Origin of the sequence: Arthrobacter sp. 9V (assembly GCF_902506065.1) — a bacterium.
In the GTDB taxonomy this organism is placed as follows: Bacteria; Actinomycetota; Actinomycetes; order Actinomycetales; family Micrococcaceae; genus Arthrobacter.
Genome location: NZ_LR732912.1, coordinates 2,434,918 through 2,448,517 on the forward strand (window position 1 = coordinate 2,434,918; position 13,600 = coordinate 2,448,517).

A 13,600-nucleotide genomic window follows, 5' to 3' on the forward strand; every position below is an offset into this window, starting at 1 on the left:
GCCAAAGGAAAAGCCGAGAGTCCACTCATGATCAGTTACGCCCTACGACGACTTGGTGCAGGCATTGTCCTTGCCCTGCTCGTCACCTTAATTACCTTCTTCCTCCTCAGCGGCTCCTTGGAATCCGTTGCCCGCGAACGGCTGGGGGCTACTGCGACTCCAGAGTCCTTGAAGGCATTGATGACCGAACTTGGCTTCGATCGGCCGGCCATCGTCCAATACCTGGACTGGCTCGGCTCCGTCCTGACCGGGGATTTCGGTACCTCCCTTTTCACCAGTCAACCCGTAGCCCCGGCCGTTGCCGCCCGGCTGGGTGTGACCCTGTCGCTCGTGGTCACAGCGCTCATCATCACTGTGATCGTCAGCGTTGCGCTGGGCGTCTGGGCAGCCACAAGGGGTGGACTGGCTGACAAGGTCTCCCAAGGCTTGTCCTTGATTGGCTACGTCGTCCCCGGCTTGCTCATCGCCATTGTCCTGGTGGCTGTTCTCGCGGTGAATTTGAAGTTGCTGCCGGCAACCGGGTTCACTCCTTTCGCTCAGAATCCGGGGAAATGGGCCACATCAATCACCATCCCCGTCATTGTGCTCGTCATCGGTGGAGTGGCCAGCATGGCCGCACAAATCCGCGGCTCAATGATCGGGGAGCTCAGGAAGGACTACGTCCGTACGCTGAGGACCCGCGGGGTACCAACACGCTCAATTGTTCTTCGCCACGCGCTTCGGAATGCGGCGAGTCCTGCCTTGACGGTCCTGTCCCTTGAATTCATTCAAATGCTCGGTGGTGCGCTCATCATCGAGAACGTGTTCGCGCTTCCTGGCTTCGGCGCCTACGCATTCAACGCCTCCCTCCAAGGCGATATCCCCATCATCATGGGCATCACCCTGTTCAGCGTCATGTTGGTGGTCATAGTGAACCTCATTACAGACGTCGTGAACGGCTGGCTCAACCCGAAGGCGAGAATCTATTGAGCATCGAAGAACTCGGCGTGGATCCGGGGCTTGCATCCCCACCCCGGAAATCTCCGCTAAGGAAACTCGCCAAGGACCCCCAGGCCATCATCACTTCGGTTCTGCTGCTTGCCATCATCATCCTGGGTCTCCTGACGCCGTTGATTGCGCCGCATGATCCCAATGAGGCCCAACTCAATGCCATCAACGCGACACCCGGGACCCCGGGGTACATTTTGGGGGCCGACCAAAACGGGCGCGACATCGCTTCGCGGCTTCTGCATTCAATCGGTACCAGCCTGATCGCAGGATTAATCGGTGCCAGTGTTGCCTTGACCATCGGCATCACCTTTGGCCTGATCGGCGGGTATTACGGCCGAAAGCTGCGCAGCGCAACGGAGTGGGTCTTCAGCCTCATCATGACATTTCCGGGGCTCTTGCTGCTAATAGTCCTGATGCCGGTCACCAAGGGCGACTACCGGGCAACCATGCTCATCTTTGGGGTACTGCTCTCCCCCGGCGTATACCGTATCGTCAGGAACCTGGTCCTCGGGGTCAAGAACGAACTCTACGTTGACGCTGCGCGGGTATCGGGGTTGTCCAACCTGCGGATTCTGGGTCGGCATGTGTTGTTTGCTGTCCGCGGTCCCATCATCGTCGCCACCGCATTCCTTATCGGCTCCGCAATCAGCCTCCAGTCCGGCTTGGCCTTTCTCGGAGTAGGGTCAACACTGGTTCCCAGCTTTGGCGCGATGATCGCCGACGGCTTCACGAATCTCTACGTCGACCCCACCCAATTCATCTGGCCCAGTGTCATGCTTGGGACACTGACAGCTTCCCTTGTTTTGCTGGGGAACTCACTGAGGGACGCCTTTGAGGGCGTCAGACTCACACCCGTGAAAGCCCGGGCCGCACAAGCCGGCCGTATCCCCGCGAAAGACGCCGTCCAAGGCTCGACGACGGACCTTCTGTCCGTCCGAGACCTGGGCATCGCTTACCCCACACCCTCGGGCGAACTCAAGGAAGTAGTGAAAGGGGTCGAGCTCACGTTACAGGCAGGTGAAACCCTGGGCTTGGTGGGTGAATCCGGCTCAGGAAAGACACAAACAGCTTTTGCCATTCTTGGTGTGCTTCCGCCGGAGGCCGTGGTCACGCATGGCTGGGCACAGCTGGCCGGCCGCAATTTGATTGGCCTTTCCGAACGGGAGTTCCGGACCCTTCGTGGACGCGACATTGCCTACATACCCCAGGAACCCATGTCCAATCTGGATCCCTCCTACACAGTGGGCGCTCAACTCGTCGAAGGCATACGCGCCTCTGCACAGATGTCACGGCGGGAGGCAAGAGCAACAGTAATGGACCTTCTGGTGCGTGTTGGAATTGAACATCCTGAACGGACTTTTGACTCTTATCCCCACCAGATCTCCGGCGGAATGGCCCAACGCGTCCTCATTGCAGGTGCGGTGGCCAGTCGTCCCAAACTCCTCATCGCCGATGAACCCACCACTGCCCTGGATGTCACTGTCCAAGCCGAAATCCTGGACCTCATAAGGGACCTGCAAGCCGAAATGGGCATGGCCGTGTTGCTTGTGACACACAACTTCGGCGTGGTGGCAGACATCTGCGACCGGATCGCCGTGATGCAGGATGGCCGGGTTGTGGAATCAGGGACAGCACTGGAGCTCTTCCGGGAACCTCAACATCCCTACACGCAGATGCTCCTCGGATCCATCCTTGACGAACACACCGTTCGGACCGACCAACCCATTTCCGTCTCGGCGGCTATCCCGGGGAGTAATTGATGACACAGCAGTTGTTGAACGTGGAAGACCTTCGCGTCGCCTTCAAGGGCCGGGGCTTCAGGCCCAGGGAAGTGGAGGTCCTGCACGGAGTGTCCCTGTCAATCGCCAAAGGTGAGACTCTCGGCGTCGTGGGGGAATCAGGGTCCGGCAAAACTACCATTGGCCGGGCCGTCCTTGGGCTTGTCAGGCCCGCATCGGGCCGCATCACCTTCCAAGGTTCGGATATCACCCACGCCACGCCCAAGGAACGCCGTCAGTTGTCCAAAGACATCCAAGTGGTGTTCCAGGACCCCTACACGTCCCTCAACCCATCCTTGACAATCGGGGACACCCTAAGTGAGCCTCTGGTGGTCCAAGGAACAAGTGCCCCTGAAGCCCGGACCCGGGTACGGATGCTGTTGGATCAAGTCGGCCTGCCCGGGGACGCGGCCGAACGTTTGCCCCGGGAGTTCAGCGGCGGACAACGACAACGAGTAGCCATAGCCCGGGCCCTTGCGCCCGAACCCAAACTCATTGTCTGCGACGAACCCGTCTCGGCATTGGACCTTTCCACACAGGCCCGCGTCATGGACCTCTTCATCGACATCCAAAGGCGCACAGGCGTTGCCTACTTGTTCGTCTCACACGACCTCTCCGTGGTCCGGCACATCAGCCATCGCGTCAGCGTGGTCTACAGGGGGGACATCGTTGAAACCGGCCCCGCGGACCGGGTAACTTCCACGCCCGAGCACCCCTACACCCAGCGACTGCTGCTGGCTGCACCCATCGCAGACCCTGTGGAACAGGAGAAACGCCGGGCAGATCGTCATCGCCTCGCTGAGCTGCACCGGAAACAGCAAGTCCAGGCGGGAGTTCCAGGATGACGGTTGGAACCGTGGATGAGGCGCGGCGTCCCCAAGCTCCATTGCGGTGGGCTATTGCCGGGGCCGGAACGATCTCCCGCAGCATAGTGCCGGATCTACAGCTCCTGCCCGGAAATCACGTGGAAATGATCTTCAGCCGAAACCCGGCGAAAGCTGCCGGCTTCGCAGAGGACTTCGGCCTGGACAGGTGGACCGGGGACTTCGATTCGCTTGTCATGGACCCTGACGTTGACGTTGTGTATCTCGCCACGCCGTTCGCTACCCATGCTGCCATGGCGCGCCAAGCGCTGAATGCCGGCAAACATGTGGTTGTCGAGAAGCCCATGGCACTGAATGCGGATGAAGTGCAAGACCTCTTTGCACTTGCCGAACGCCAAGGACTCTTCCTCATGGAAGCAATGTGGATGAAGTTCAACCCCGCATTCGAACACCTTTTCGAGCTGCTCCGCACCGGAATCATCGGAAAGCCTTCCAGCATCCGCGCAGGATTTGGCTTTCCCTTGATAGCCGATGGTGGCAGCAGATGGGATATTGAGCGCAGCGGAGGAACGCTCCTTGACCAAGGGATCTACCCGGTGACACTGGCCCACTCAATCTTCGGTGAGCCAACATCCATAACGGCCAATGGCCGCCTGAGGGCCGACGGTCTCGACTTCGCCGAACATTTCACCCTTGACTTCGCAGGGGGCGAGTTTGCGCAATGCGCCAGTTCAATGACCGAATTCGTCGATCCCTCCGCCTCCATCAGCGGCGCCAAGGGCTGGATCACCATCCCAGGCATGTTCTGGACATCCACCACCCTCCAAATCCACGCAGGTTCCTGGGAAAAAATGTTCGCCCCTGAACCCATCGATCACGCCCGCGAGGGCAACGGCTACGTCCCCATGCTCAGAGCCGCCGGCGAAGCAATCCGTGCCGGGGCAACCCAACACCCGGTACATCCGGCAAAAGACACGATTGCCGTGTTCCGCACCCTGGACACCATCGCAAGCCAGTTATCTCATTGACAGCCAAGCAGGAGAAAATACATTGCTTAAGCCCCGCTCTACAACTACCCGCGAACTAATCAACCTGGACGGCCTATGGCGCTTTGCCTTGGAGGATCCCAACGTCCCGGAACCCTGGAGAGGTGTTCTGGGAGGAAATCTCGAGGCCGCCGTACCGTCGAGTTACAACGACCTTTTTGCCGACCAGAAGATCCGGGACCACGTGGGCTGGGTGTGGTACCAGCGGACCGTACGTGTACCGCGGGGCTGGACCGGCGAAAGAATTTTGCTCCGTTTGGACGCAGCTACGCACGAGGGCAAGGTCTATGTTGACGACGTCCTGGTAGCCCGGCACGTAGGCGGCTACACACCTTTTGAAGCAGACATCACGGACCACCTCTCGCCCGGAGATGAATTCAGGCTCACGGTTGGGGTGAACAATGAACTGACCAGTGCCACTATCCCCCCGGGCAGCATCAGCGTCAGCCAGGACGGGCGACGCCAACAGACCTACCTGCATGACTTCTATAACTACGCTGGCCTGGCACGATCAGTGTGGCTCTACAGCAAACCAGAACGCCACATTAGCGACATCACTGTTGTTACCGGCGTTATTGGCCGGACCGGCGTCATAGACTATTCGGTCAAAACAAGTCACAAGACGCCGGTCCGCGTCCGGGCTTTGGATGTTACAGGCCAGGAAGTTTCATCGGCCGAAGGCACTCAGGGGACACTCACTATCGAGGATGTCTCGCTGTGGCAACCCGGCGCAGCCTACCTTTATAACCTGGTGGTAGAGCTCCTCGACGGCGAAGACGTCATTGACAGTTACACGGAACCGTTCGGTGTGAGGACGGTGGAAGTCCGCGGGACCCAGTTCCTCATCAATGGAGAGCCCTTCTACTTTACGGGCTTCGGCAAGCACGAGGACACGGCCGTCCGGGGCAAGGGTCACGATAACGCCTACCTTGTGCACGACTTCCAGTTGTTGGACTGGGTGGGAGCCAACTCGTTCCGGACCTCGCACTACCCCTATGCGGAGGAGGTGCTGGAATTCGCGGACCGCCACGGCATCGTCGTCGTCGATGAAACCGCAGCCGTCGGGCTGAACCTGGGGGTGCAGGGAGGGCTCACAGGGGTGGGCCCCAAACCCACATTTTCACCGGAAACCTTCAACCACGAAACCCAAGCAGCCCACGCGCAGCACCTCCGCGAGGTCATCTCACGCGATAAGAACCATCCAAGCGTTGTCATGTGGAGCATCGCCAACGAACCGGCCTCCAACGAGGACGGCGCACGGGAGTTCTTCGAGCCTCTCGTCCAGCTCGCCCGTGAGCTCGATCCAACCCGTCCCCTGACCTACGCCGCCGTCATGTTTGCCACCTTCCAGAACGACAAAATCGCGGATCTCTTCGACGTCCTGAGCATTAATCGCTACTACGGCTGGTACATCTTCACCGGGGACCTTCAGACCGCAGAAAATTACCTTGAACGTGACCTCCGCGGTTGGGTGGAGGCCTTCGGCAAACCCATCATGATGAGCGAATACGGGGCAGACACCATGCCGGGACAACACTCCATCTGGGACATGCCTTGGAGCGAGGAGTACCAGCAGTCCTTCCTGGCCATGAACCACCGGGTCTTTGACAGGATTGACGGCTTTGTAGGGGAACACGTCTGGAACTTTGCCGACTTCCAAACGTCCAACGGCATCCACCGTGTGGACGGCAACCGTAAGGGTGTTTTCAGCCGGGATAGAAAACCAAAAGCAGCAGCACACGCCCTGCGTGCCCGTTGGACTGGTCTCAAGCGTGCCAAGCCCGCTGTGGAGGAAACAGAAGTTCTTGAAAATGTGCCAGCCGAGCTCAATGCAGCACCGGCTCTCGAAGGAGCAAAATGACCAACCACACCAAGGCACTGACCGGCTCCCGCCCTATTCGGGAATGGCTCGCCCATCCCGCTGGCGGTCCCCTTCTTCGGGGAATGCTAAAGGAGGCCGGTCAGGACGAATCAGCCCTGAAACCCATCGATCACCTTGCACTGCAACAGCTCGTGGAACTCGGTGGCGGACAGTTCCCGCAGTCTTTACTTGATCATCTGGTCAGGGAAGCAAATGGGGGAATCGAACCCGAGGCGGACGCCGAGGACATCGACGACACCCTTTGGCAAGAACGCATCACCGATGGCAGATTCCTGGGTAAGACTGTGATCGTCACGGGCGCCGGCTCGGGTATCGGCCGCGCCACTGCCTCCAGGATTGCCAGGGAAGGCGGACGGGTGATTGCCGTAGACATCGCAGCTGCCCGGCTTGAGGCACTGGCGATGGATCACCCGGAGGCTGAGGTGGTAACCGTCCAGGCCGACATCACCAAGGAAGAAGACATTCTGAGGATTGTTGAAGCCGCTGGAGACCGGGTATATGCGTTGGCAAACGTCGCCGGAATCATGGACGACATGACCCCGTTGCACGAGGTGGCCGATGAGGTCTGGAACCGGGTGTTCGCGGTCAACGTGGACGGAATGTTCCGCCTGACCCGCGCCGTACTTCCGATCATGATGGCCGCCGGGCGCGGTTCGGTCGTAAATGTTGCCTCCGAAGCTGCACTACGTGGCAATTCTGCAGGACTGGCGTACACCGCTTCCAAACATGCAGTTCTCGGACTTACCCGCAGTACCGCCTTTATGTACGCACCTCAGGGAATCCGCGTCAACGCAGTGGCCCCGGGCCCGGTTGCAACAGGCATCGAGGCCACCTTTGGATCCGAGCTCGGCGCGAACCGGTTGGGACCCTTCATGCAGATCATTCCCCCTGTTGCTGTGGCCTCGCAGTTGGCTGCCTCCATCACGTTCCTCCTCAGCGAAGACGGAACCAACATCTCCGGAGCCGTCCTGCCATCGGACGGTGCGTGGTCAGTTCAGTAGGTGCTGAACTGACCACGACGTCGCGCAAACCACCATTCTCAGCTCAAGCCCGCGACCGCCAGGATAACGTGAGGTTAGAACAGGGTCTCGCTTCGGACGACGTTGATCATCGGTGAGAGCAACCGCATGAGACTGATGGCTTGATCGTGTGCTTCGTCGTTTTGGCCTGCGCAGCCGTCCTCGACGACGGTCACGTACCGGCCGGCGTCGGCGGCTCCAAGGGCGGTGGAGAGCACACAGCAGTCGGTGGCCACGCCCGCAAGAATGAGCTCTCCCCCCACAGGGATGAGCCCGGCCATTGCCTCGCCCCATTTGGTGAAGGTCGGCAGGTCCATGGAGCTGCCGACCTCCACCCCTGGAAGCTTCAGATCCCAGATCCGGTCAGCGGGATCCAAGCGCATGCTCGACCAGCGGTCATAGTAGGACGACCATGAACCAGGTTCTGCCGGGTCCGGGACGAATCGAGTGGCCACTGGCTCGAATCCTGCGGATACCAGGCGGGCGATGGTCCGCGCCGCTTCGTCATAGCGCGGAACGTGCCAATCCCCCTCCTGACGGAATGCCCGCTGCATGTCGATGATTACCAGCTGGCCTTTCGCCTCGCTGTTCGGTGTTGCTGGCATCGGGGTGTTCACTGTTTTCGGCCTTCTTAGTGTGCGTAGGGGTCGGCGATGCCGATGTATTGGGTGGTGGTGTATTCGGCGATGCCTTCGGAGCCGCCTTCACGGCCGAGGCCTGATTGTTTGACGCCGCCGAAGGGTGCTGCGGCGTTGGAGATAACGCCGGCGTTGAATCCCACCATGCCGAACTCAATCTGTTCCGCGACCCGGAGTAAACGGTTGATGTCGCGGCTGTAAAGGTAGGAGGCGAGGCCGTACTCGGAGGCGTTGGCCAGGCCGATGGCGTCCTGTTCGGTCTCGAACGTGGTCACTGGGGCGACGGGTCCGAAGATTTCCTGGCGGAGGATGTCCGCGTCGTTCGGTACGTCCGCGAGCACGGTGGGCGGGTAAAAGTAGCCGGGACCCTCCGCGGGCTTACCACCTGTGAGGGCGGTAGCACCGGCGTCGACGGCGGCACGCACCAGGGCGTGCACGTCCTCCCGCGCTCCGGCGTCGATCAGTGGCCCGACTTGGGTGGACGGTTCGGTGCCGCGGCCGGTCACCAAAGCGCCCATCGCGTCCGCGAACTTGGCCGTGAACTCCGCAGCAACGGAGGAGTGGACCAGGAACCGGTTCGCTGCGGTGCAGGCCTCACCCATGTTCCGCATCTTCGCTGCCAATGCCCCCTCCACCGCCTTGTCCAGGTCCGCGTCCTCGAACACGATGAACGGGGCGTTGCCGCCCAATTCCATCGAAGTGCGCAGCACGTTCTGGGCTGCGTCCGCCATCAGACGCTTCCCCACCGGGGTGGAGCCGGTGAAAGAGACCTTCCGGAGCCGGGAGTCCGCGAGCAGCGGCCCCGAGATCCCGGACGCGGAAGAAGACGCGACGACGTTGAGGACACCCGCGGGCAGGCCGGCGTCGAGCATGGTCCGGGCGAAGTACTGCGCCGTGAGTGGCGTGAGTTTGGCGGGTTTGAGGACCATGGTGCAGCCGGCGGCGATCGCGGGCGCTACCTTGCGGGTTGCCATGGCCAGCGGGAAGTTCCAAGGCGTGATGAGCAGGCATGGGCCCACGGGTTTGTGCTGGACCAGGATTTTGTTCTTGCCTTCGGGGGTGGTGAGGTACCGGCCGTAGTCCCGGACGGTTTCCTCCGAGAACCAGCGCAGGAACTCGGCGCCGTAGGTGACCTCGCCGCGTGCTTCGGCCAAGGGCTTGCCCATTTCCAGGGTCATGAGCAGGGCGAAGTCGTCGGCTCGTTCGATGACGAGATCAAACGCACGGCGCAGGATCTCGGCCCGTTCCCGCGGCGCGGTCCTAGCCCAGGAAGCCTGCACGGCATCGGCGGCGTCGAGGGCTGCCACGGCGTCCTGGCTCGTGGCGGACGCGAGCGTCGCCAGGACCTCACCAGTGGACGGGTCATGGACATCGAACGTCCCGCCGTCGGACGCGTCACGCCACCGCCCGCCGATCAGCAAGCCGGTGGGAACGGACGCCAGCAGCTCCGCTTCCCGGTCAATTGTCAAAGTAGCGTGTTCGGCCACGGATGGCTCCTTAGTGTGGATGCTTCATGTTCTGGATTGCAGGGCCGCCATTCGCCTCGCGGTTGGGCATTCTTCCGTGGAGGACGGTATCCAGCCAGGGAACCCGGTTGGAGAACCGCCGGATCTTATCCGGGGCGACCCATCGATAGCTGTCGTGTTCGTAGTTGATCTTTAGCCGACGCCGGCGACTGACTGCTGTATAGGTATGGATCAACCACGGGTTGCCGGCAGGGTCATGGATCTCAAGCTGGTTTCCAACCGTGAAGCTGTCAAGATCCTGGAGTTCCAAGCCTGCCTCTTCCTTGAGCTCGATCAGTGCTTGCTGGAGCGGGGACACGGCTGGCTCGAGGTATCCGGTAACGCAGTGCCAGAGACCACGCTCATGCCCTACAAACCGGCTGCGTTTGAAGAGGGCGATCCTGCCGCGCCATTCCACTACTACAGCCACGACTGTCCGGGTTGAGCAGGATGCGTATAAGTGGGCTTCCGGGCTTGTCCTCTGCAGTGTTGTGGTGCTCAACGGGGGCTCCTTTGCAGTTGTTTCCCTGGCATCTGGCGGCGGAGACATCGGCAAGGTTGGGGAGAGCCCGGGTGGCCTACTCCCCAACCTTGCCTGTGGTGCGGTTACAGGGTTTGTGCGCCCGGGCTCCGGTCCAGCATTTCCAGTCCGGACAGACGCTTGCGTCGATGAGTCAGCATGTACGTGCCTGCTGCGATGCCTGCACCAATGTAGTAGGAGAGGTCTCCCATCTGGGGGAACGCTGCGGCTATGGGGCCGGTGTAAATCGAGGACATCCAGAACGGAGACGACAGCACTACGCCAGCTACCCAGGCCACGAAACCCCACTCGAACTTACGGCTCTTATCAAAGAGTTCCCGCAAGCCCCTATCGGTGCGTCGACCTCCGAACAAGTAGTCGCAGACCAGGACAGCTACATAGGGGGCGATGCAGTAGGCGGTCAGATTCAAGAACGCGGTGAAGCCCTCGTTGAACCCTGTCTGGCCCCACTGAGCCACCAGATACGAGGCGACACAGATGAACACCACCGCAGTGTGGCGCTTGACCGGCACACCCATGGTTTGGATCGAGATTGCACCGCCGTAGACGTTGAGGAAGTTCTGCGTAAAGGAGGACAGGGCTACGACGCCGAGTCCCACTGCAGCCCAAGGACCCATGAGCTCTTTCAGCGCACCGATGCTGTCCGTAGCCGTGGTGGTGGTTCCCAAAAGGGTTCCCAGGATGCCCATCCAGACCAAGGTGACGAAGTTGCCAAGCATGGTGGCCCAGCCTGCACCGCGTCGGTTCGCAGCCGTGTTGGGGAGGTAGCGGGAGTAGTCCGAGGCGAAGGGCATCCAGGCCACGATGAAGGAGAAGAACCAGCCAAAGAAGATGATCCACCCTCCCAAGCCGTTGAAGCCCGCTGCCGTGGAGTTGAAGTCAGTTTCGATTCGTCCGTTGGCTGCAGCTACTACGGTGATAAAAACGAACCCGATCACCAGGACAAAGGACAGGATTCGCTGCAGGAAGTGGATCAGGTTGTAGCCAATGACAGCTACTCCGAGCTGGACTCCCATGAGGATCAACGATGAAAGCCAAAAGGGAATATCCGTGAGCAGCGCAATCGCCTGGCCACCAAGGATCACTGTCACTGCAGCCCAGCCGATGCCGGCGAAGACGTTGACATAGGCCACCGGGAACAGGTTGCCTATGAACCCGAGCGGGCCGCGTCCCTGCATTTGTTGCGGAATTCCGAGGCGTACGCCCATTGCCGAGAGGTAACCCATCCCTGCCGAAGAAAACACTCCGGCAAGGACAATGGCCAGGGCTGCTGCCCAGAAGGGCAGGCCGAAGTAGGTGGCACTGAAGCCCAGGACGACGATGGGGAAGTTCATGCCGGCAGCGAACCAGAGGAAGAACTGGGAACGCGGCTTGCCGTGACGCTCCACCTCGGGGATGTGCTCGATGCCGTAGGGCTCGATTTTAGTGAGGCTATCGCGGTAGCCGCGGTCCTCAGCAACGCTGCTTTCTGCAGCGCGGATGGTATCTGGGCTCATTATTGTCCTAATGTTGGAGACGCACCTAGGTGCGCTGCTTACGAGCAGTTCGGTCGGCGCGGTTGGTTTCCTGTCCGAGGATGGTTAGCCGCGCCGGCCGTTTAGAGTTCGGCGAGTTCTGCGCCGTCGAAAAAGTGCCCGGCCTTGTAGACCATGGGTGCAGTTTCACTGATTTCTGCATGGCGGACCCTGCAGATGAAGACCGTGTGGGTCTTGGCTTGGAAACGTTCCTGGATTTCAGCTTCAAGGGAAGCGGCCGAACCATCCAGCAAGGGACTTCCCTTGGGCCCGTCATGCCACTGGAGTTCGGCGAACTTGTCCGGAGCTTTCGAGGCAAAGGTCTTTACAGTGTTCAGCTGCTCCGTGCCGAGGATATTGATGCCGAGGTGGCTCGAAGAGAAAAGGGCCGGGTAGGTGCTGGAGGTCTTCTGCACGCAGACCAGCACCAGGGGCGGTTCCAGGGAAACAGAGCAGTACGAGTTGGCTGCCAACCCCTTCGGAGTATCTCCTTCTTTTGTGGTCACTACGGTGACTCCGGTGATGAACTGGCGGTTGAAGGCCTTCATCAGCGAGGGGTCCAATTCTGCGAACTCCCCCGCGCCCTCTCCACCAACCGGAACAACGGGGGCAGCGATACCCCGGAGGGGCCGGATCCCCAGGCCGGCCAGCAGTTCGCTGCCGTCCCACGTGACTGTTTCTTTCACGATCTTGCCGTCATTGAGTATCAGGATGTTCGAGCCACGGGTCTGGACGGTGAGGCCGGTGGCCGGAACGCCCAGGTATTCGTGGGTGTGGGTTCCTGTGGAAGTCCAGAAAACGGCGACTGTGCCGGTTCCTTCGACGACATCGTCGACCGTTGTGCGCAGATCCGGGAAGGCTTCCCGAACGGCAGCGATCTCCGACTTGAGTCCGGCGAGGTCGACGGTAGCGCCCGTCGCCTTGCTGGTGCGTGTGTAGCTGGGGGTTACGAGGCCGTCCAGGGCGTCAAGGTCTCCCCTGTCCCAGGCGGCGAGCCAGGCTGAAGTGATGAGTGGTTCGAGCGTCTGTTGCATACCAATGACGGTAAGCTAGCTCACACGTTGAGGTCAAGAGGGCATGCAAAATAACAGGTAAATTGCGGAAATTAGGGGTTTCTAGTCCAAAAGGGCTCAGGCCGTTGACGTCACTGATGTATGCAACATAAGCTGTGATGCATGCAAGAGAACGTGGAAGAAGTAACCGCACCGTCTGACCGCGACGGACTGTTGGATCGAATCCGACGACTGGTCCTGGGTGGTGACTTCCCTCCGGGCGCCGTAGTCCCTGAGGCATTCCTGGCTCAGGAATTCGATGTCAGCCGGACCCCTATCCGCGAGGCATTGAAGCAGCTGCAGCATGAGGGACTGGTGGAGATCCGCCCTAAAGTGGGCACCTTTGTTCGGGAGCCAACGCGGAGGGAGATCATTGAGCTCTTCCAACTCAAGGAGTCCTTGGAGGGCCTCGCAGCATCCCTTCTTGCGGGCCGGGGGGAGGTCCCCGAGCTGGCGATACTGCGACGGAACCTTGAGGAGTCCGAGATGACATCGCTCACTCATGACACAGATGCTTATGCCCGGCTGGTCCACGAGTTCCACTGGACGATCGTCCGGGGATCTGATAACCGGAAACTCATTGAGCACTACGAACGGCTCATGAACCAGCTTGCTTACCAGCGTCTGGTGCTGCGCACGGTTGAACACCCCGGGAGGCTCGAAGCTTCCACACGTGAACATCGTGCGGTCCTGGAGATGATCGAGCATAAGGACCCCTTCGGGGCAGAATCCGCCATGAGGAACCACGTTCACGCCTCGTCCCGCGAGGCGCTGACCGACCCGGCGAACGATCACCGGTACTAAAGGAAAA

The 13,600-nt window shown here is 60.4% G+C and carries 12 protein-coding genes; 7 read left to right on the forward strand and 5 right to left on the reverse strand.

Translation table 11 applies throughout. From position 1 onward, the window contains the following. Positions 1 to 27: 27 nt before the first annotated feature. The 6 genes from BACI9J_RS11355 to BACI9J_RS11380 are packed head-to-tail and all read left to right on the forward strand — an operon-like array spanning position 28 to position 7,521. Entirely contained in the window at positions 28 to 969 is a 942-nt protein-coding gene (locus BACI9J_RS11355; protein WP_159734472.1) for an ABC transporter permease, read from the forward strand. Beyond that, positions 966 to 2,750: a dipeptide/oligopeptide/nickel ABC transporter permease/ATP-binding protein gene (locus BACI9J_RS11360; protein ID WP_236558666.1), complete on the forward strand. Its 1,785-nt coding sequence runs from the start codon at positions 966 to 968 to the stop codon at positions 2,748 to 2,750. The genes BACI9J_RS11355 and BACI9J_RS11360 overlap by 4 nt, the downstream gene beginning before the upstream one ends. Beyond that, complete coding sequence (locus BACI9J_RS11365) at positions 2,750 to 3,613, forward strand: ATP-binding cassette domain-containing protein (RefSeq protein WP_159734473.1); 864 nt, start codon at positions 2,750 to 2,752, stop codon at positions 3,611 to 3,613. The genes BACI9J_RS11360 and BACI9J_RS11365 overlap by 1 nt, the downstream gene beginning before the upstream one ends. Then, a complete protein-coding gene (locus BACI9J_RS11370; protein ID WP_159734474.1) occupies positions 3,610 to 4,620 on the forward strand; it encodes a Gfo/Idh/MocA family protein in 1,011 nt (336 codons plus the stop codon). Before BACI9J_RS11365 ends, BACI9J_RS11370 begins: the two co-directional genes overlap by 4 nt. 22 nt (positions 4,621 to 4,642) lie before the next feature. Further along, entirely contained in the window at positions 4,643 to 6,499 is a 1,857-nt protein-coding gene (gene uidA / locus BACI9J_RS11375) for a beta-glucuronidase (RefSeq protein WP_159734475.1), read from the forward strand. Next, positions 6,496 to 7,521: an SDR family NAD(P)-dependent oxidoreductase gene (locus BACI9J_RS11380; protein ID WP_159734476.1), complete on the forward strand. Its 1,026-nt coding sequence runs from the start codon at positions 6,496 to 6,498 to the stop codon at positions 7,519 to 7,521. The genes uidA and BACI9J_RS11380 overlap by 4 nt, the downstream gene beginning before the upstream one ends. 74 nt (positions 7,522 to 7,595) lie before the next feature. Here the strand turns inward: BACI9J_RS11380 and BACI9J_RS11385 are convergent, their stop codons facing one another. From BACI9J_RS11385 to BACI9J_RS11405, 5 genes are all read right to left on the reverse strand, one after another. Next, positions 7,596 to 8,144: a cysteine hydrolase family protein gene (locus BACI9J_RS11385; RefSeq protein ID WP_159734477.1), complete on the reverse strand. Its 549-nt coding sequence runs from the start codon at positions 8,142 to 8,144 to the stop codon at positions 7,596 to 7,598. 26 nt (positions 8,145 to 8,170) lie between these two features. Then, complete coding sequence (locus BACI9J_RS11390; protein WP_159734478.1) at positions 8,171 to 9,664, reverse strand: NAD-dependent succinate-semialdehyde dehydrogenase; 1,494 nt, start codon at positions 9,662 to 9,664, stop codon at positions 8,171 to 8,173. Positions 9,665 to 9,674: 10 nt separating this feature from the next. Further along, positions 9,675 to 10,184, reverse strand: coding sequence for an NUDIX domain-containing protein (locus BACI9J_RS11395; protein WP_159734479.1), 510 nt, complete (start codon positions 10,182 to 10,184; stop codon positions 9,675 to 9,677). A gap of 104 nt (positions 10,185 to 10,288) precedes the next feature. Then, a complete protein-coding gene (locus BACI9J_RS11400; protein ID WP_159734480.1) occupies positions 10,289 to 11,719 on the reverse strand; it encodes a purine-cytosine permease family protein in 1,431 nt (476 codons plus the stop codon). Positions 11,720 to 11,820: 101 nt separating this feature from the next. Further along, positions 11,821 to 12,771 carry a flavin reductase gene (locus BACI9J_RS11405; RefSeq protein ID WP_159734481.1) on the reverse strand — a complete coding sequence of 317 codons (951 nt, stop codon included), beginning with the start codon at positions 12,769 to 12,771 and terminating at the stop codon, positions 11,821 to 11,823. Positions 12,772 to 12,912: 141 nt separating this feature from the next. On the opposite strand from BACI9J_RS11405, the gene BACI9J_RS11410 reads away from it, so the two are divergent. Continuing rightward, entirely contained in the window at positions 12,913 to 13,593 is a 681-nt protein-coding gene (locus BACI9J_RS11410) for a GntR family transcriptional regulator (RefSeq protein WP_159734482.1), read from the forward strand. The last annotated feature ends 7 nt before the right edge of the window (positions 13,594 to 13,600 follow it).

Coding starts and splice junctions, on each gene's coding strand:
- BACI9J_RS11355 (WP_159734472.1), top strand. CDS start 28: ATGATCAGTTACGCCCTACGACGACTTGGTGCAGGCATTGTCCTTGCC.
- BACI9J_RS11365 (WP_159734473.1), top strand. CDS start 2,750: ATGACACAGCAGTTGTTGAACGTGGAAGACCTTCGCGTCGCCTTCAAG.
- BACI9J_RS11370 (WP_159734474.1), top strand. CDS start 3,610: ATGACGGTTGGAACCGTGGATGAGGCGCGGCGTCCCCAAGCTCCATTG.
- BACI9J_RS11380 (WP_159734476.1), top strand. CDS start 6,496: ATGACCAACCACACCAAGGCACTGACCGGCTCCCGCCCTATTCGGGAA.
- BACI9J_RS11385 (WP_159734477.1), bottom strand. CDS start 8,144: ATGCCAGCAACACCGAACAGCGAGGCGAAAGGCCAGCTGGTAATCATC.
- BACI9J_RS11400 (WP_159734480.1), bottom strand. CDS start 11,719: ATGAGCCCAGATACCATCCGCGCTGCAGAAAGCAGCGTTGCTGAGGAC.
- BACI9J_RS11405 (WP_159734481.1), bottom strand. CDS start 12,771: ATGCAACAGACGCTCGAACCACTCATCACTTCAGCCTGGCTCGCCGCC.
- BACI9J_RS11410 (WP_159734482.1), top strand. CDS start 12,913: ATGCAAGAGAACGTGGAAGAAGTAACCGCACCGTCTGACCGCGACGGA.